The 17,948-nt window shown below is 42.8% G+C and carries 19 protein-coding genes; 6 read left to right on the forward strand and 13 right to left on the reverse strand.

Features of this window, described 5'->3' with window-relative positions:
- Nucleotides 1-92: 92 nt before the first annotated feature.
- Genes MKZ16_RS18105 through MKZ16_RS18115 form a run of 3 tightly spaced genes read right to left on the reverse strand, consistent with a single transcriptional unit; the run spans nt 93 to nt 2,778 of the window.
- Entirely contained in the window at nt 93-929 is an 837-nt protein-coding gene (locus MKZ16_RS18105) for an ABC transporter permease (RefSeq protein WP_076103960.1), read from the reverse strand.
- Nucleotides 929-1,705, reverse strand: a complete 777-nt coding sequence (locus MKZ16_RS18110) for an ABC transporter ATP-binding protein (RefSeq protein ID WP_076103961.1) — start codon at nt 1,703-1,705, stop codon at nt 929-931. The genes MKZ16_RS18105 and MKZ16_RS18110 overlap by 1 nt, the downstream gene beginning before the upstream one ends.
- Nucleotides 1,706-1,755: 50 nt before the next feature.
- On the reverse strand, nt 1,756-2,778 hold the full coding sequence (locus MKZ16_RS18115) for an ABC transporter substrate-binding protein (protein WP_038571597.1): 1,023 nt from the start codon (nt 2,776-2,778) through the stop codon (nt 1,756-1,758).
- Between the two features lie 271 nt (nt 2,779-3,049).
- Here MKZ16_RS18115 and MKZ16_RS18120 point away from each other — a divergent pair, with 271 nt between their 5' ends.
- The gene (locus tag MKZ16_RS18120; protein WP_076103962.1) at nt 3,050-4,753 is read left to right on the forward strand and encodes an alpha-amylase family glycosyl hydrolase; all 1,704 of its coding nucleotides are present in this window, start codon (nt 3,050-3,052) and stop codon (nt 4,751-4,753) included.
- Here the strand turns inward: MKZ16_RS18120 and MKZ16_RS18125 are convergent.
- Nucleotides 4,740-5,420, reverse strand: a complete 681-nt coding sequence (locus MKZ16_RS18125) for a hypothetical protein (RefSeq protein WP_076098755.1) — start codon at nt 5,418-5,420, stop codon at nt 4,740-4,742. The genes MKZ16_RS18120 and MKZ16_RS18125 overlap by 14 nt on opposite strands.
- A gap of 142 nt (nt 5,421-5,562) precedes the next feature.
- On the opposite strand from MKZ16_RS18125, the gene MKZ16_RS18130 reads away from it, so the two are divergent.
- Nucleotides 5,563-5,802, forward strand: a complete 240-nt coding sequence (locus MKZ16_RS18130) for a hypothetical protein (protein ID WP_036687997.1) — start codon at nt 5,563-5,565, stop codon at nt 5,800-5,802.
- A gap of 1,284 nt (nt 5,803-7,086) precedes the next feature.
- Here MKZ16_RS18130 and MKZ16_RS18135 read toward each other — a convergent pair.
- Complete coding sequence (locus tag MKZ16_RS18135) at nt 7,087-7,314, reverse strand: hypothetical protein (protein ID WP_038571602.1); 228 nt, start codon at nt 7,312-7,314, stop codon at nt 7,087-7,089.
- 122 nt (nt 7,315-7,436) lie between these two features.
- Between MKZ16_RS18135 and MKZ16_RS18140 the strand changes: the two genes are divergently transcribed.
- Nucleotides 7,437-8,063 carry an FMN-dependent NADH-azoreductase gene (locus tag MKZ16_RS18140; protein WP_038571605.1) on the forward strand — a complete coding sequence of 209 codons (627 nt, stop codon included), beginning with the start codon at nt 7,437-7,439 and terminating at the stop codon, nt 8,061-8,063.
- A 103-nt stretch (nt 8,064-8,166) separates the two neighbouring features.
- On the opposite strand, the gene rsgA is transcribed toward MKZ16_RS18140, so the two are convergent.
- From rsgA to MKZ16_RS18160, 4 genes are all read right to left on the reverse strand, one after another.
- Nucleotides 8,167-9,258, reverse strand: a complete 1,092-nt coding sequence (gene rsgA / locus MKZ16_RS18145) for a ribosome small subunit-dependent GTPase A (protein ID WP_076103963.1) — start codon at nt 9,256-9,258, stop codon at nt 8,167-8,169.
- Nucleotides 9,259-9,639: 381 nt separating this feature from the next.
- A complete protein-coding gene (locus MKZ16_RS18150; RefSeq protein ID WP_076103964.1) occupies nt 9,640-10,311 on the reverse strand; it encodes an HAD family hydrolase in 672 nt (223 codons plus the stop codon).
- A gap of 160 nt (nt 10,312-10,471) precedes the next feature.
- Nucleotides 10,472-10,927: a DUF3939 domain-containing protein gene (locus tag MKZ16_RS18155; protein WP_036688004.1), complete on the reverse strand. Its 456-nt coding sequence runs from the start codon at nt 10,925-10,927 to the stop codon at nt 10,472-10,474.
- Between the two features lie 120 nt (nt 10,928-11,047).
- Nucleotides 11,048-11,644, reverse strand: coding sequence for a metalloregulator ArsR/SmtB family transcription factor (locus tag MKZ16_RS18160; RefSeq protein ID WP_036688006.1), 597 nt, complete (start codon nt 11,642-11,644; stop codon nt 11,048-11,050).
- Nucleotides 11,645-11,823: 179 nt separating this feature from the next.
- On the opposite strand from MKZ16_RS18160, the gene MKZ16_RS18165 reads away from it, so the two are divergent.
- Entirely contained in the window at nt 11,824-12,828 is a 1,005-nt protein-coding gene (locus MKZ16_RS18165) for a YpdA family putative bacillithiol disulfide reductase (RefSeq protein WP_036688007.1), read from the forward strand.
- Between the two features lies 1 nt (nt 12,829).
- Nucleotides 12,830-13,273 (forward strand): DUF441 domain-containing protein, encoded by a 444-nt coding sequence (locus tag MKZ16_RS18170; RefSeq protein ID WP_036688009.1) that lies wholly within the window; start codon nt 12,830-12,832, stop codon nt 13,271-13,273.
- 69 nt (nt 13,274-13,342) lie between these two features.
- On the opposite strand, the gene MKZ16_RS18175 is transcribed toward MKZ16_RS18170, so the two are convergent.
- From MKZ16_RS18175 to MKZ16_RS18185, 3 genes are all read right to left on the reverse strand, one after another.
- Nucleotides 13,343-14,278 carry a DUF4179 domain-containing protein gene (locus tag MKZ16_RS18175; RefSeq protein WP_076103965.1) on the reverse strand — a complete coding sequence of 312 codons (936 nt, stop codon included), beginning with the start codon at nt 14,276-14,278 and terminating at the stop codon, nt 13,343-13,345.
- Nucleotides 14,271-14,789 carry a sigma-70 family RNA polymerase sigma factor gene (locus MKZ16_RS18180; protein ID WP_036688013.1) on the reverse strand — a complete coding sequence of 173 codons (519 nt, stop codon included), beginning with the start codon at nt 14,787-14,789 and terminating at the stop codon, nt 14,271-14,273. Before MKZ16_RS18180 ends, MKZ16_RS18175 begins: the two co-directional genes overlap by 8 nt.
- Before the next feature lie 188 nt (nt 14,790-14,977).
- On the reverse strand, nt 14,978-16,726 hold the full coding sequence (locus tag MKZ16_RS18185; RefSeq protein WP_076098750.1) for an ABC transporter ATP-binding protein: 1,749 nt from the start codon (nt 16,724-16,726) through the stop codon (nt 14,978-14,980).
- Between the two features lie 122 nt (nt 16,727-16,848).
- Here MKZ16_RS18185 and MKZ16_RS18190 point away from each other — a divergent pair, with 122 nt between their 5' ends.
- Complete coding sequence (locus MKZ16_RS18190; RefSeq protein ID WP_038571616.1) at nt 16,849-17,364, forward strand: hypothetical protein; 516 nt, start codon at nt 16,849-16,851, stop codon at nt 17,362-17,364.
- 113 nt (nt 17,365-17,477) lie between these two features.
- Here the strand turns inward: MKZ16_RS18190 and MKZ16_RS18195 are convergent, their stop codons facing one another.
- Nucleotides 17,478-17,795, reverse strand: coding sequence for a HesB/YadR/YfhF family protein (locus MKZ16_RS18195; RefSeq protein ID WP_036688019.1), 318 nt, complete (start codon nt 17,793-17,795; stop codon nt 17,478-17,480).
- Nucleotides 17,796-17,948 lie beyond the last annotated feature (153 nt).

The following is a 17,948-nucleotide window of genomic DNA, read 5'->3' on the forward strand; positions in this document are numbered from 1 at the left end:
ACCCTATCTCTCCTTAAAAGCACTAACCGTTAATAGGTAAAGATATAGACATGTTACAAGATTTTGTGTACGGACACAACGTTACATTAGACTTACCGCCGGTATAACAAGCGCTTCTCCAGATACACTACCAGTTGATACATTGCCGTTGCTACGGCTGCGATAATCAGCAGACTGGACATCACAAGCGTGAAATTAAACACCTGGAATCCATATATGATCAGGTACCCAAGACCGGATTTTGCTACTAGAAACTCTCCCACGATAACCCCGACCCATGACATACCCACATTCACCTTTAGGGTAGAGACAACCGTTGGAAAAGATGCCGGAAGAATCACTTTAAAAAACACCTGAACTTTAGAAGCTCCAAAAGAACGAACCACCTTCACAAGATTAGGATCCACACTACAAAAGCTATTGTAAACAACAAGTGTAGTAATGATCACCGTAATCGATAAGGTTGTTACAACGATAGCGGTGAAACCCGCCCCGAACATTACGATAAAAATCGGCCCCAAGGCCACCTTCGGCATACTGTTAAAGACAACCATAAACGGATCAAGCACCGCTGATAAAAACGGAGACCACCAAATAATCACTGCCAGCAGCGTTCCTAACAAGGTTCCCAGAACAAACCCTACCGCAGTCTCTCCTGCCGTCATCCCCAAATGAGGCCACAAGCTTCCACTGATCATATCCTGCCAAATCTGCTTGAAGATTTTTGTCGGGTAGCTGAACAATAACTCATCAATCCAGCCCATTCTTGCTCCCGCTTCCCACAACACAAAGAACAGCAGCAACAGACTGCTTCTTACAGCGATTACCTGATTACGCCGGCGCTGCTTTCTTTTTTTGAAATCCACATGCATTTGCTGCAGCCACAGTTCACGGGAAGCTAAAACTCCCGCTTGCTCTGTTCGTTTCATTAGCTTTCCCTCCCTGCGATCTCCATCTCTGTCCATACTTCATGAAAAAGCTCCGCAAACCCTGGCTGATCACGCGCATACAGCGGTGGGGCTGAGCGGATTAGCTCCGGAACAGGAAACACTTTACGAATCTTCCCTGGATTTCGCTGCAATAAAATAACCCTACTGCTGACCGCAATCGCTTCTGACAGATCATGCGTGACCAAAATAGCCGTGGTTCCCCGGCTGCGTAAGGTCTCTGAGACTAAATCCTCCAGCTGAAGTTTGATCTGATAATCAAGTGCCGAGAACGGCTCGTCTAGCAGCAGCAGTCCTGGATTGGTAGCTAATGTTCGTACAAGAGCCACCCGTTGCCGCATCCCTCCGGATAGCTGAGAAGGATAGGCCTGTTCTTTCCCTTCTAATCCCATCTCGCACAGCAGCTCCAAAGTCCGTTTATGACTTTCCTCGTTTAAGCTTCCGGTCAGCTCCAGTCCAAGCACGGCATTGTCAAGAATACTCCGCCAAGGAAAAAGATAATCCTGCTGCAGCATATATCCAACCTCAGGTGAAGGGCCTAGAATGGGTTGGCCATTTACGAATACTTCACCCTCAGAGGGCTGCAGCAGTCCGGCAATAATCGATAGGAGAGTCGTCTTGCCACAGCCACTTGGGCCTACTAAGCTGACGAACTCTCCCTGCTCGACATTAAGATTTAGATCCTCAACGGCCAGTGAAGCTTCCCGATCGCCGAGATAGGCATGCGTTACTCCCTTTAATTGCACTACTGGAAGCAAGGTCATCCCCTCCTTATAGTTAACAAAATCCTTTTAGGATCTTATCTCTCTTATTTAGAGCCACTGCTCTTTATGGTCTTTTCAGCTTTTTCAGCAAAAGTATTGTTCACGATTTTTTCTGCTGGAACACGTTCTTTAAGTTCACCTGCGTTATCCATAACATCTAGTAGATTATTCCATTCCTCATTATCAACAACCGGATTAATGGCGTAGGTGTCTTGCTCCTTGTAACGTTTTACAGCAGAAATCACAATGTCACGATCCGTTTTATCAAAATAAGTTATTATGGCATCCGTAATTTCTTCAGGACTATGTTCCTTCACCCAAAGCTGAGCACGCTGGATGGCATTAGTGAACTTTTGCACGGTGTCCCCATTTTTGCTTATATAGCTGTTCTTTGACATAAATACTGTGTAAGGTAAATAACCGCTCTCTACCCCAAACGATGCCACTACAGCTCCCCGGTCTTCTCGTTCGAAGATAGAGGCCTGCGGCTCAAACAGCTGCACATAATCACCAGTACCTGAAGCAAATGCACCGGCAATATTAGCAAAATCGATATTTTGGATCAAGGTAATATCCTTCGCAGGATCAATTCCTTTTTTAGATAAAGTAAACGCGCCTGCCATTTGTGGCATTCCGCCTTTTCTTTGACCAAGGAAAGTAGAGCCCTTCACTTTATCCCAATTAAAATCTCCATCAGCCTTCCGGGCGAACAGGAAAGTTCCATCCCTTTGAGTCAGCTGTGCAAAATTAATGACCGGATCATCCGAGCCCTGCTGATACACGTAAATGGAGGTTTCTGAACCAACCAACGCCACATCAATAGCACCTGAAAGCAATGCGGTCATCGTTTTATCGCCACCGGGAATCGTCTGCAGTTCTACATCCAGCCCTTCATCTTTGAAGAAACCTTGAGTCAAGGCAACATACTCGGGTGCATAAAAGACAGAGCGGGTAACCTCCCCAATCTTCACCTTTACCGTCTCTGACTTTCCGCCGCAACCGGCAAGTACTGAAAAGCATAAAGTAATGATCATGAGCGACAATGACAGCTTTTTCCGAATCTTCATTCTTCATTCTCCTTTCTTACCGGGTCCTTCGCCCTTGCTTAAAGCATATGCACATGCCTACTGAAAGGTTAAAATCCCGAATATCGTGGGGAATTAAAAGAATATCCATGATATCAGCAGTTTTTATTGAATTTATGGATAAATATCACTGGATTTGCTGTTTTTATATCTGTGCAAACGTTTTACCTGAGGATTTGATTACAGTACTATAAGAATTAAAGCGCTTACCATTTCCTTTATAGGAAAATTGCAGCAGAAGGGGTTATTTTATATGGATAAACGAGCAACACCTATCACCAAAAAACACACAATAAACGGACTTTTGGGTCTTAGCTTAACTGCCTTTCTGCTCTCCGGGTGTTCAGGAAATAATAACAATATTTCTTCCTCTGCCTCCCCTTTTCCATCGCCAAAAGCAAATACTGTTCTGGATACTACAACACCTCCCGCTGCAAAAACGATAACTACTGACGAACAACCCTCAACGGTTTATTATGAGATTTTTGTTCGTTCATTCTATGACTCTGACGGGGATGGCATCGGTGACCTCAAAGGGATTACCAAAAAATTAGATTACTTAAATGACGGAAATCCTGACACCACAGACGATCTGGGGATCGGTGGGATTTGGCTTATGCCTATCAACCCTTCACCAAGCTATCATGGTTACGATGTGACTGATTATCGTGCAATCAATCCAGATTATGGGACGATTGAGGATTTACAGGAGCTCGTTACGGAGGCGCATAAACGTGGGATTAAAGTAATTATGGATTTGGTCGTGAATCACACCTCCAAAGAACATCCTTGGTTCGTAGATTCCGCTAAAAATAAGGACAGCAAATATCGCGACTGGTACATATGGGCTGAAGATCAAGGACGTCCTGCGAATGGAGCCAGTGCCGCTGGTAGTGGCAATGCATGGCACTCTTTACTGGGTAGTCATTATCTAGGTGGCTTTTGGGAAGGCATGCCTGATCTAAATTTTGATCATACGGAAGTTCGTAATGAAATGAAGGATATCGGCAAGTTTTGGCTGGAACAAGGGGTTGATGGATTCCGTTTAGACGCTGCTAAACATATTTACGAAGACCTTCTAACCGACAAAAGCCAAGCCACAACCCATAAAAATGTATTTTGGTGGCAGGATTTCCGCAAAGCGATGAATGAAGTGAATCCTCAAGCTTATATTGTTGGTGAAGTATGGGAGAATTCTGCAGTCACCGTAGGGGCTTATTTGGATCAAGCCTTTGACTCCAGCTTTAACTTTGGTTTAGCAGAGACTCTTATTAATTCCGTGAAAACTGAAAAAGACAGCGGGACTGCCTTTACGCTGGAACGTACGTATAATCTGTACTCCAAAATATCTGAGAGCCATTTTACCGATGCGATTTTTTTGACAAATCATGATCAAAACAGAGTCATGAGTCAATTAGACGGCAATCTGGATCATGCAAAAATGGCAGCAGCCCTGCTGTTAACCTTGCCTGGAAATCCTTTTATTTATTATGGTGAAGAAATAGGAATGCTTGGTGTAAAACCAGATGAAGGAATTCGTGAGCCCATGAGATGGATGACAGCGGATCAGGGTGAGGGGCAGACTACTTGGGAGGTCGGCAGCAATAACGCTGATGATGTTAGCATTAATGTCGAAAGCCAGACTAACGACAGCAGCTCACTGCTTAAAAGATACCGCGAACTCATTGCGTTAAGAAACGAAGTCCCTGCGCTCCGTGATGGCGGAATTCGAGACTACACTTCTGGCAATGTAGGGGTAATGGCCTACGAACGTATAACAACAAAGGATCAAGTCCTCGTTGTTCATAACCTAACTGGAGATGAACAAATCATTACGCTTCATCCAAATGTCGAAGGTATCTCTTACACCAAGATCCAAAAGACAACTGCTGACAAAGTGACCTTAAATTCAGATCAGCTTACTCTTCCTCCCTATTCAACGGTTATTGTGAAGTAGGAAAAGAGGAGGAATCTAATACCCACTCTGCCACTGAACTACATAATTGTGCTTTCGATATAGGAAGAGCTACAATCCAGTCTTGGGAAGGATCGCTGCTCATTCGCAGCAACCAGCCACTTGAATGATCGCTTATGAAGCTAGCATACTGAAACTTCCAGCCATTATCACTAGAAATGCAAAGTCGTAATTCTCCCTCTGCGTCGAAGCATTTCATCACTCGTGCAAGATGGTTGGAATGGACGTCATCCCCTGTCTCTGCAGCTAAACACTCTGAGAGTCTGTGAACCGTAGAGGAATCCGAGCCTTTTTTCAGCTCCTCAAACCTTTTTTTTGACATTAGCAACGCCGGAATCCCGTGAGCAAAGGGCTCCATCGCTCTCTCACATTCGAACAACTCGAGACAAAAGCTCTCTGTTTCATCTCTGCTCTTCAGCACACACGGAGGAGAGTCCGGTGTATTATTGCAGTAGGCTAGTATTTTATCCTTATGTATTTGCAAACACAGATCTTTAGTTTTCTCCTTCTCTCTATATTTGAATCTACCTATCCTTTCTGCTGTAGGCGCAGTATTTAACAATTCATTTAATACTACTTGGTCGGTTACCCGATCTGGAAATAAAAATTCCGTTAAATCCGTTAAATCCGTTCGTTCTTTCTCATTCACATTATTGTATCCTTCCTGTATTACATATAAATGTATATTAAACTAGCAATCTTTATGTTATCATAAGCTAATTTTAAGGTAAAATTAAGAAACAAGGGGTATGATCATTAACATGAAATACTTGTAGCGAGGTGATTTCAAAATGAGAATGCTCATCACATTTCAGAACAAACTTGTACCTGTGTATTTCACAACAGAAAATAAACAGCCCACTCAAAAAGTACTTAGATTACTTAACAGTACGCTGGAGCTCAAAATTCAAAAGGGCAAAAGTGCCCTCCAGAAATGCCTCAATTCTCTGATTAGTATCGAAATTAAAGGCTCTGAAGCTATATTGCACAGTTACAGTGAAAATGATTCATTGGCGCTATCCCTCTATTAATGGAGGGGTAGTTTTTTTGTCACAACATTGCAGTCCTAAGCTTCTAATAAAGAGCGTCCTAAGCAACTAAGAATTGCAGCTTAGACTCGTTTTCTTTTTGAAGCTAAACTTGATCCAAAATGACACTCCGTTTGATTTAGATACCATTTGCGCATACATAGCTTCTACTATCAAAATCATCCTTGGTTCTGCTTGGTGCTATTTTGTACTGCTTTGTGCTATTTCATAGCACATTTTAGATTGCTGCTTGCCGGCCATCCCATAGCCGACTGCTATCGGACCCAGAAGACCTTAATCGCAGCTTTTTGACTCATTTGGAATCCTATTGGACCCCAGAGTCGCTATTGGTACGAAAACACTAATTATCGACCTCAAAAAGCTGAATAGCTGCGCTGGAGTCCGAAACTCTGCTCTAATGCCAGTAATTTCGCATATAACGTCATCTGAGTCCGTTGCCTGCGATGGATGTTTATTACTCGGTGGTGCAGATGTATGTATAGCGGGTTACATGACATTCCAGGGAGTTGTCACTTAACACTATAATAGCCGCTGGGACTCTTGACCATTTTGGAGCTCCCTCTAGCATCTTGATCTAAATCCGAGCCATCATTTGTATTAGATACCATTTACACATACATAGCTTCTACTATTAAAGTATGCGACCTTAGTTCTGTCTGGTTCTGCTTGAGTTCTGCATGGTTTGCTTTGGTTCGACTTGGGACTGCTATATAGCAAAATTGAATTGCTGTTTACTGACTAGTCACATAGCTGACTGCTATTGGACTCATTGTTGGATGCTTTCGGACTCAGTTGACCTTAATCGCAGCTTTTTGGCTCATTTGGAATCCTATCGGACCCCAGAGTCACTATTGGCACGAAAAACACTAATTAACGACCTCAAAAAGCTAAATAGCTGCGCTGGAGTCCGAAACTCTGCTCTAATGACTAAAAATTCGCATATAACGTCATCTGAGTCCGTTGGCCGCTGAGGATAACTTGGAAGGTCACTTAGTGTGTAACTCGACAAATGACTTTGCATTTGTCAGCAGATTAGAGGTAGCGGGTTACCTGACGCTACAATGTCACTTGCCAAAGTAACGTTTGTGGTCGGTCAGCTTCCTTTGCTGATTCTAAGCTGAAACAATCTGCCCAAGACTAAAAACGCAGAGCAGTGATCCCCCTTAACGGGAGGATCACTGCTCTGCTATATTTACGGACTTTTTTAACCCAAGGACTCTGTCTCATTCAGCGAAAAATCTACTATTAGGAAGAGCTAAGCAATTATCAGCTGATCTTGTAATTCTTCTGCTCTGCTTTTTCAGCTTTTTGGATTCGAAGTCTAAATAGCTTCACTAAATTCTGACGCGTATGCTCTTCGTGACAGCTGTCCAATTTTTTAATGATAAACCGATCGATGGACATGTCAATCGCTCCTTTTAGATCATTCTGGAACTTATAGAGACAGGAAATTATTTCCTGTTCTCTTGTATCACCTATTAACCTTGTTTTCATTTTTTCAAACTCCTTGAGCGTAAACTAATTTCAATGACAAAAAAATAATTTACAAACAAAAGATTACATGCTATATTAAATATAGTTAATATTAAATACACACATGCAAGGGAGAAATCATAATGTCTAAAGTTCTATTTATTAAAGCAAACAACCGTCCAGCAGAACAATCCGTAAGTGTTAAGCTTTACAATGAATTCTTGGAGAGCTACAAGCTCAACAACCCAGAAGATGAAATCACTGAGCTTGATCTGTTCGCAGAGCAACTTCCATACTACGACAATACCCTGATCACTGGTATGTATAAAGCCGCTCAAGGATACGAAGCAACACCTGAAGAAGCAGCTGGTGCCGCTATCGTTAATAAATATCTTAACCAGTTCATCGCTGCAGATAAGGTAGTATTCGGTTTCCCACTGTGGAACATGACTGTACCTGCTGTATTGCACACTTATGTAGATTACCTTTGCCAAGCTGGTAAAACATTCTCTTACACTGCTGAAGGTCCAGTTGGTCTTTTGACAGGTAAAAAAGCAATCGTTCTGAATGCAAGAGGCGGTATCTACTCTGAAGGTCCTGCAGCAAGTGCTGAAATGGCAGTAAACTTCATCGTTGGTAACCTTAACCTGTGGGGAATTAAAGATATTACACAAGTAATCATCGAAGGCCACAACCAACTTCCAGCACAATCTGCTGAAATCATTGAAAACGGATTGCAACTGGCTAAGGAAACTGCTGCATCCTTCTAAACCATAACCGTTTAGATTCAATTCAATAATTAAGGGCGCCCCTTAGCTGTCAAAAGCTAAGGGGCGCCTTTTTCCAATGTCTATGCCGTTATATCAATTCTTTTTAATATTCATCCAGCTCTTTACGCCATCCGTATCCTCTGGTTCTGGATGAACTCACTTTAGTGGAAGCTGCGCTTTTTCTCTTAAGCTTGGCTTCTTTATTATTTTGGTACAATACTTCTCGTTGTGTTTTTCGGTAGTTGAATAGTCTCTTCTCTTCCAGTTCACCTGTTTGGACTGCTTCAAGTACAGCACAGCCCTCTTCGCGTTCATGACTACAGTTACTAAACCGGCACTTAGTAGCTAGGCCGCTGATATCACTAAAGGCTAGATCAAGACCACCTTCATCTTCCCAGAGCTGCAGCTCCCGCATCCCCGGTGTATCTACGATAATCCCCCCATCCGGCAAAACAAACAGTTCACGGTGGGTAGTAGTATGACGTCCGCGGCTATCCCCTTCTCTAACATCCTGAGTAATCTGAAGGTTCTTCCCGCATAGCCAGTTGACCATTGTCGACTTCCCACAACCGGAGGAGCCCGTTAGAGCTACTGTTTGACCCTCACCAATGTATGGCAGCAGCTTCTCGCGCCCTTCATCTTGTATTGCACTAACAGCATGTACTGATACTCCGGGAGCCGCGCTCTCCATTTCAGCGATTTTACTGTCTGCATCCGGGCAAAGATCCGCTTTAGTGAGTAGAATAACTGGATTTGCCCCACTATTCCAAGCCATGATCAGATATCTCTCCATCCGGCGAACATTAAAGTCATCATTCAACGCGCTGACCAGAAATAACGTGTCTACATTGGAGGCAACAATTTGCTCATCTTGTGTATTTCCTGCGACCTTGCGTGAGATCACACTCTGCCGGGGCAATACGCCATGTATAATTCCATGCTCGCCGCCATCTTGCATTGCTAATGCTACCCAGTCTCCAATGGCAGGAAAATCACCCGAGGATACAAATGTGTGTCTCAGCTTCCCGGCAAGCTCTCCCCACGTCTCTCCTACATCAGTTAACACTTTGTACTTACTGCCGAAATCACCAACGATTCTCCCGGGTATAAATTGTTTATCCTCTGCATGACTCCACTTTTCATTCCATTTTGTACTCCAGTTTTCATTCCAACCATATTGCTTTATGCTATTCATTCATTTCCTCCTAAAAGATATGTTTATGTTTTTTCTTGCCCCTTGGCGTTTTCCGAGAACACAAAAAGCCGCCGGAAATAAAGACTCCGGCGGCGGTATATAGACATGTGGATTTATTACACCAAATCCAATCTTTCTACACACGCAAAAAAGCCACCGGACCCTATACGGTTCCCGGCGGCTCTAATAAGCGTAATTGAGCTTACCTGCTAAACTGCACGAATCAATTATTCGGCAGCAGCTGTTCCCGGAAGACACGTATCCACAACAGTTGAGTTCATTACATTTAAAACTGTCATAAAACATCGTCTCCTTCCGAAATTTAAGATGCTGTTATCATAATTGGTGCAGCAGTAAAATGTCAACCCCAAATTTTCCAGATTACAAAATAGCCTTTAATTCTTTCAGCTCACGGATCATTTTCCAAGGTTGGATGTCCAGCTGATCGTCCCAAGGATGTTTCCTTTGCAGCCAAATTCCTTCAAGGCCAGCCTTACCTGCACCCCAGATATCATTTACCGGATGATCCCCTATAAACAAGGTTTGATCCGCAGAGGCACCCAGCTTGTCTAGTGCCAATTGATAAATCGCAGGATCAGGCTTCGCAATGCCAACTTCTCCAGATATAACTATAGCCTTGAAGTACTCTCGCAGGCCGAGAATATCGATTTTGGTGTTCTGGATTTCTTTTTTACCGTTGGTGACCAGCCCCAAAGTATATCCACGCTCCACGCAATACTCCAGAACCTCCAAAGCATGCTCCATGACTGCGCCATGATTGATGTAGCTCGCATCATAATACGCCCGGATATGTTCAGCCGTCACAGGCTTTTCCCAAGGCAGGATCTCACTAAGTTCTAAGAAAAATCCGTCTTTATCACGATAGCCATCAGCGTCTCTGTGGATCATATCCTCAATCACGGCCTGCACTTCCGCAGGTTTCAGATGCCCAAGAAAATCCTGCACGAACTGAGTGCTAAAGCTGCGAAATGTATAGTCGCGATCCATTAAAGTATTGTCCAGATCAAATAAAATAGCTTGTACTTCCTTCATCAAGCGATTCCCCTTACATGCTGTTAATTTTCAAACCTAACCTACAGAATGTAATTGTACTATGCCTTAAGAGACAAAGAAAAGACTATTCAACAAAAAGGATTTATGGCTTCCCTTTTACTGAACAGTCTTTATGAAGATTCGTATCAGCGTCATTCCTTTACTCGAAATGCTCTGCCCGATGGGTCAGCATCATTTCTTCATCCGTAATATACAACGGAAAAGGAGGTGTTTCTTTTAGATAACTTTCTGTAGATAACAATCGATAATGAACCTCTGGCAACCAGGTGTCTTCAAGCAACGGTAGCTTGCCTGTATCACTAATATAACTGTCTACAGCAGCCTGAACTAAATCCAGATAATACGGCACTAACTTGTCTTCTTCCTCGAAAATTTCATAGGTCTCTCGTGACATATAGAAATTCCGTTCGGGTATTCCACCCAAATAACGTTTCAGGCGACTCATATCGATTCTTTTGTCCTCTAAGATTAATGCTGTTCTATTAATAGGTCCAGGCATATCTTCTTCGAACTTTCGAATCGCCTGTTTCACTTGGGGTAATGTGACGGTTACATGATCTGATTTGGGTTGCTTTTTTGTGCGTTTAAATAACATAACGAAAGTCTCCTTTCTAAATATGTCTCAGATAACGCTTACAATTCCATTTTATTCGAAATTCGAATAATTAATCAGTACATTTCAAATCGACACAGAATGTTAATATTTAAAAGATCATTATTTGACATATTCCCACCGAGTCCATACTTCTCGAGGATTTAGTTCATACTTGTCCTTCTCACGATACATAAACTGATGCATGATGAATTCACGACGAATAGTGGCGAAATCTTCATGAAACTGCTTAATAAACTCATTGATTTCCTTTTCCGTATAAACAACTCCTGGCTCCAGCTTCTCAACCATGTATTGAAGCGCTATCAATTTCTTCTTGTATTGTGCTGGAATTTGCCGCAGCCGGCCATCTTTAGAGAAAAAATTACGAATTACAGTATCCTGAAGACTATTCTCAGGCAATTGCTCTTCCATATTCTCAGCTCCTTTCGAAAAAATAAACTGCAGTGAAGCCTCAGCACCATTATTGATAAACTCCGGATTCAACTTAAAATAAACTGTATTTTTGTCGCGTCTTTCTTTTATTAGAGCCGCTTCACGTAATTTAGCCGCATGATGAGTGACTGTAGGCTGCGATAAATTCAACTTCTCAGCCAGCGCTTGCCCGTGCATTTCTCCTTGGGACAGAAGCAACAATAAGCGAAGACGCGTTGGATCAGCTAAAGCTTTATGATAACTCACGATTTTCTCCAACTGCACTGGGTTCACGCTCCTAGAATTTCACAATAAATTGAAACATTAGATATATATCTAATTATATAATAATCAACGTTATTCTTGCAATGGTTATTATACTCAATCTGCTCTTATGGAAAAATTCATGAATTTAGGGTAGGATTTAAAGAAAAGATAGTAACAATCAGGAGGTAACCCGCTTTATGAAAGATGTCATTATTATCGGTGCAGGTCCTTGCGGCCTCTCGGCAGCTATCGAATGCCAACGCCAAGGCCTGTCCAGCCTTATCATTGAAAAAAGCTTTATTGTACACTCCATTTATTTGTATCCAACAAATATGCAATTTTTCAGTACGGCTCAGTTATTAGAAATCGGGGATGTTCCGTTCACTTCGACCAACGACAAACCTTACCGTCACGAAGCGCTTGTCTATTATCGCCGAGCCGCTGAGCAATATGGTCTAGAGATCGCCGCTTATGAAGAAGCTTTATCCATTGAGCCGCTTGAAGATGGAACCTTTGCCGTACATACGTCAAATATGCGTGGTGAGCATCAGAAACGTATCACTGCTAATGTAGTTATAGCAACAGGTTATTTTGATCAGCCGAATATGATTGGCATTCCAGGTGAAGAACTACCTAAAGTTACTCATTATTTCGGTGAAGCTCATCCTTACACGGGAATGAAGGTAACTGTAATTGGCGGCAGTAATTCCGCAGTAGATGCAGCGCTGGAGCTTATGCGTGTAGGAGCTACGGTAGATATGGTATATCGTGGTGAAAGCATCTCAGAGAATATTAAACCTTGGGTTCGGCCAATCTTTGAAGGCATGGTGCAAAAAGGGAAAATCACTCTGCACTTAGGCTCGCGTGTCACTGAAATTACTGCAAGCTCAGTAATTGTTACGGATCATAAGGGGGACAAGAAAGCATTGGATAATGATTTCGTTCTTGCCTTGACTGGCTTCCGTCCTAGCCGTACCCTCCTCACTTCAGCGGGTGTGATCATGGATGACGACATGGATAAGCCTGCTTTTAACACCTCTACCATGGAAAGTAATGTTCCAGGGTTGTATGTTGCTGGAGTAATCGCCTCCGGCCGCAATGCTAACGAAGTGTTTATTGAGACCGGAAGAGGGCATGGTAAGCTTATCGCAGATCACATTGTGTCAAAAGAAAGTTCTAATCCTAAGGAGTTGAAACATTAAGATGGACATGACCTCTTTGCTTTTGCTTGGACTTGCAGCGCTGGGAATTATCAGCAGCAATTCCCCTGTAACAATAGCAATGGTCGTCCTATTACTGCTAAGAGTACTTGGCCTGCAGCAAACCTTTCCTTGGCTAGAAAAATACGGTTTAACCATCGGGATTATCATCCTGACCATCGGGGTCATGACCCCATTAGCCAGCGGCAAAATATCGTTGCAGACAGTCGGTCAATCCTTCTTGCACTGGAAGTCCTTGCTTGCTATCGCTATCGGCATTCTCGTCGCTTTTCTTGGAGGCCGCGGTGCTACGCTCATGACCAACCAACCCACAGTTGTTGCGGGTCTGCTGATTGGCACAGTGATCGGGGTTGCATTATTTAAAGGCGTTCCGGTCGGTCCGCTGATCGCAGCCGGCATTTTATCACTTATGATCGGCAAAATGTAATAGAACAGCACAAAAAGACCGCTTTTGGCGGTCTTTTTTTATTGTGCCTTTTTTGAACCTTCTTCTTCATTATTCCTCCACCTGAGAAATGGACTGCGGAATTTGCTGTGCTGCTCTTTTTTCAACGACTAATAAATCTTCAACGCCATACTCTGTCTTAATTTTCTGCAACTGCTTCAAAGCCTCTTCTTCTGTATTAAAATATCCTGCTTCCACGAGATATAAGCCTTTCTGATCCTTTAACATCCGCATATCCTCTAACCCATATAACATTTCTTCAGCCATACCCAGCGCCTCACCAGAAGGCTGTGAGACCGTTCTTAAGGAATATACAGAGCCCCCTTTTGCTTCGTCTCCTTTCTCTTTTAACGTAATCACTACCTGTGCTGGCTCTTTATATTCTTTCACCTCATAAGCAACCGAGTCCGTAAGCGTGACATTGAACCGAATGGCCGAATCATCTAGTGTAATTAGTGGATAAGCATCCTGAACATATCGGCTTTGTTTTAATGTCTCCAGATCTTTGACTGCTGAGAATTTTCTGGCCCCACTTACTGTAATCGTCATTGTTGCCGGATTTTCCGTAAACTTTACGTTATATGAGCTTGCCATCTGTTGAGTTTCATCCGGATTTGCAAAATTCAAAATCAATTGATCACTATTCTTCAGTTGTTTGACCGAAATAAAATTCACATCTACTCCATCCTGAATAGTTCCACCTCCTGCGCTTCCCTCCGTAAATTGCAGAACACTGACCAGCTTACCTAGAACCGGTATTTGATCCATACTACTCGCAAAAGCAGGAACCGTATTTACACCCACCGTAAAAGAAATCAATACAGCAGCAGCTACTGATCCTGTCCATTTCAAAGTACGTTTTGAAGAACTGTTTTTCTGTTTATAGATTTTCCCTCTTTCAATTCCTTTACGAGAAGCGAATGATAGTTCTTTAGGAATTTCAATCTCATTATAGGTTTGTTGTAGACGTTCTAGTTGCTTATCCAAAGTTCTCACTCTCCTCCATACTTATTTTTAATTTTTCCAAACCTCTATAAATAACGGTTTTGACGCTGCTCAGGGGCATATCGAGAACCTCTGCAATTTCCTTTATGGGCAAGTCCTCCAAATATCTCATCACAATCACCATTCTTGATTTTTCATCAAGGCCGCTGAGCGCTTCATGCAAGTCCATAACTTCTTCCCTAGATTTCGGAGCATAGCTGCCTCCTAGCTCTTGATCTATATACACGATTTTTTTAGATTTACGGATAAAGTCCAGCGCACAGTTGACAGCGATCTTGGTGAGCCAAGTTTTAAAATATTGCGGTTGCTTCAATTTATGAATGGAGATATAGGCTTTGAAGACGGTCTCCTGCACAATCTCCAGCGCATCCTCTTGATTCCGCACATAGGAGTAGGCCATTCGGTATAAACGCTCCTGCATGCCGTCAATAAGAACAGTAAAGCTGTCTTCATCACCAGCTATCGCCTTTTCCTCAAGCGTGGTTTTATTCACGTTCCTCACTTCCTTTCATGATGTTTATAAGCTTTAGACGCACATGATCTCCGAAAAGACTCAAGTCCCCAGAAGGATTTTTGCCATAGTATAAGTTACTGTGTGCCACAAGCCTGATTGGAATTCAAAAAAAGTGGCCTTCTCTTTCGAGAGGACCACTAAGGTGTTTAATTATTTTCCAAAACATATTAAGCGTCTAAATGCTGTACGTTAAATAATCGCGCATAACTACCCTCTATCGACATCAGCTGTTCATGCGTACCCCGTTCAGTAATTTCACCATTCTCAAGTACGACAATCTGATCTGCATGTGTAATCGTTGACAGTCTATGCGCTACAATTAGTGTAGTACGTTCCGAAGAAAGGGACTGCAGCGCTTGTTGAATTAAATGCTCCGATTCCAGATCCAGCGCCGAAGTAGCTTCGTCTAATATAAGAACCTTCGGATCCTTGAGAAATACCCTTGCGATAGCAACCCGCTGCTTCTGTCCTCCGGATAGCTTTACACCACGTTCTCCCACTTCTGTCTCATAACCCAGTGGCAGCTGCTCAATAAAATCATGCGCATTGGCAGCTTTCGCTGCTGAAATGACCTCTTCTTCCGTGGCGTTAGGATTACCGAATAAAATATTCTCACGCACAGATCCGCTGAATAAGAAATTATCTTGTAAGACCATACCGACAGACCTGCGCAAGCTTTCCTGTGTTAATTCCTGTATATCATAACCATCCATTTGGAGGCTGCCTTTACTGATGTCATAGAATCTCGGGATCAAGCTTATAAGGGAGGACTTTCCTCCACCGCTCATTCCGACGAACGCAATGGTCTGTCCGGGCTGAATACTCAGATTAATATCTTTTAAGACCCAATCATTCTCTTCGTTATATTTAAACCATACATTCTGAAAAGCAATCTCACCACGTGCATCCTTCAGCACTTTTGCTCCCGGCTTGTCTACAATATCATAAGGCTCATTCAGCAGCTCAAGCACCCGTTCAAGAGAAGCAGAGGCTTGTGTAAGCACCGTCGAGGAATTAATCAATCTCCGCAGCGGGGAATACATCCGGTCCAGATAGCCAAAGAAAGCTACAAAGGTACCTACTGTCAAATTGCCATGAATGACCTGATATCCACCATATCCGATGACCAAAAGAGGTGCTATATCCGTTAATGTATTAATAATTGCGAAGGTCATAGCGTTCCAGCGAGTTTGCGCCATCGCTTTTTTTAGAAAGTTACCGTTGATGTCTTCAAACTGCTTCTGATCCACTTTTTCCATCGTAAAGCTGCGGATAATTGATATCCCTTGAATCCGTTCATGGAGATAACCTTGAATGCCAGCCAGAGCTTGGGAACGATCTTTCGTTAAAAGCTTAAGCCGCTTATACAATTTGTTAACAGCAATTGCGTAAAAAGGCAATACCGAGATAGACACGAGCGCCAGCACCGGATTTAAATAAAACATAAATCCCAAAGCAAAAACTAGCGTAAACGTGTCGAGCCATACATTCATCATGCCGACTTCGACCAAATTTTTGGTCTGCTCAACATCGTTAATAAATCTGGAGATGGCTTCTCCCACCTTGGTATTCTGATAATACCGCAGTGACAGCCGCTGTAAATGACTGTAAAGCTTATTTCGCATATCGAACAACACTTTACTTGTGATAAGCTGAGCAAAGTATTGGCGATAATACTCCACGGGTCCTCTTACGATAACAAATAAAATTAAGGCACCACCCAGAATAAGCATCAAATGCGATACCCGTTCCTCAATCCCCATGCTCGGGTTCATTAGGAGGTCATCAACCACGTATTTCAGAATCATTGGCAGTGTTAGCGGAATGCTGAATTTGATCATGCCGATAAACAGCGTAAACACAATCAATTTCATATAAGGTCGTACAAAAGTAAAATATGATTTCCATTGCTTCACAGGAATATTCTGTCCCTTCTCTTTAGTGAGTTGCTAAGTACAGTTGACTTTTGCTCTCTACAGTGTTTTTATAATTTTAGATCATAAGTACAATTGCAGTACCGAACTTCAGGAGGATAACGATGTCTAGACAATTTGTGACGGAAGCCGTCATGATGGCGATTTACGGCCAGCTTCTCGTATCGAGCAGCCCTGTAGAATATATAGTGCCTTATACTACTGTGATGGAACTATACGAACTGCGAGACAGCGATGATCCGTTGATGAACCGTCCGGACGACGACAAGCATGTTAAGTTGAAGATTAGTGAGCTCATTGCTTATTTTGAAGAACCGCTCAACGCGAAGAAGATCAACCGCTGTTTAGCAGTGCCATGGGCGAAAAGCTCAGGTATTCTCCTTGGCGGGCAATCCAAAATCACCATCATTAACAGTATGGATACCGCTGTCTACGGTGAGATGTTCGATCCCATCGAAACAGAGCTTCTGCTGTCCTCACAACGTGAGAAAGTACCTATCCTAACGGATCAATTTGAATTGATTCAACGGATCATCGAGGGTGGAGTTCCAGTTCAGGTGTACGATATTGACGACTTCGACTTCGCTCTGGAGGAAGAAACCTCTCGCAATTTGCACTGATAACACCTATGTATTTCCAACTGGAATACCCTCATTTTTAAAGACAGCATTTGAAAAGCCCCTGCCTTTTGGCAAGGGCTTTTCCTGATTAAAATAAACAATCATTAAGACAACTATACCTGCACTTCGCCGGATACCGGCTTTGGTTCGTACTTATATTCAATGTCATCCTCTGACTCAGAGTATACGATAGATAGGTCATAACCTTCCATATACCACAAGTCCTGCTCCTCCATGTAGAACACAATATCATCCTGTTTGACCTGAATAGCTGGACGCCCAGGCGCTTCTGTAGCAATGCCAAGCGAAAAACCGGGGTGAAGTCCACCTCCCGAGCTATACCGGGGAAATAAACGAATATAGTCTCCATTCTTAAGGTCCAATTCTCTCTTAAACCAAGCTGCCGCTGCTTGACTAATTTCCATGTTCATTTCTCTCAGCTCCTTTGTATATTCTAATCATAACGAAAATAAGTCGATATTCAAACAACTTTATGCAATTAATGATTTCCCAATCCATTTAAAATTAAGTTTGACAAATTCGCGAACCGGATGATAAACTCTGAACATAACTAAACGTCTTCT

Source organism: Paenibacillus sp. FSL R5-0928 (assembly GCF_037970385.1).
GTDB lineage: Bacteria > Bacillota > Bacilli > Paenibacillales > Paenibacillaceae > Paenibacillus_AQ > Paenibacillus_AQ odorifer.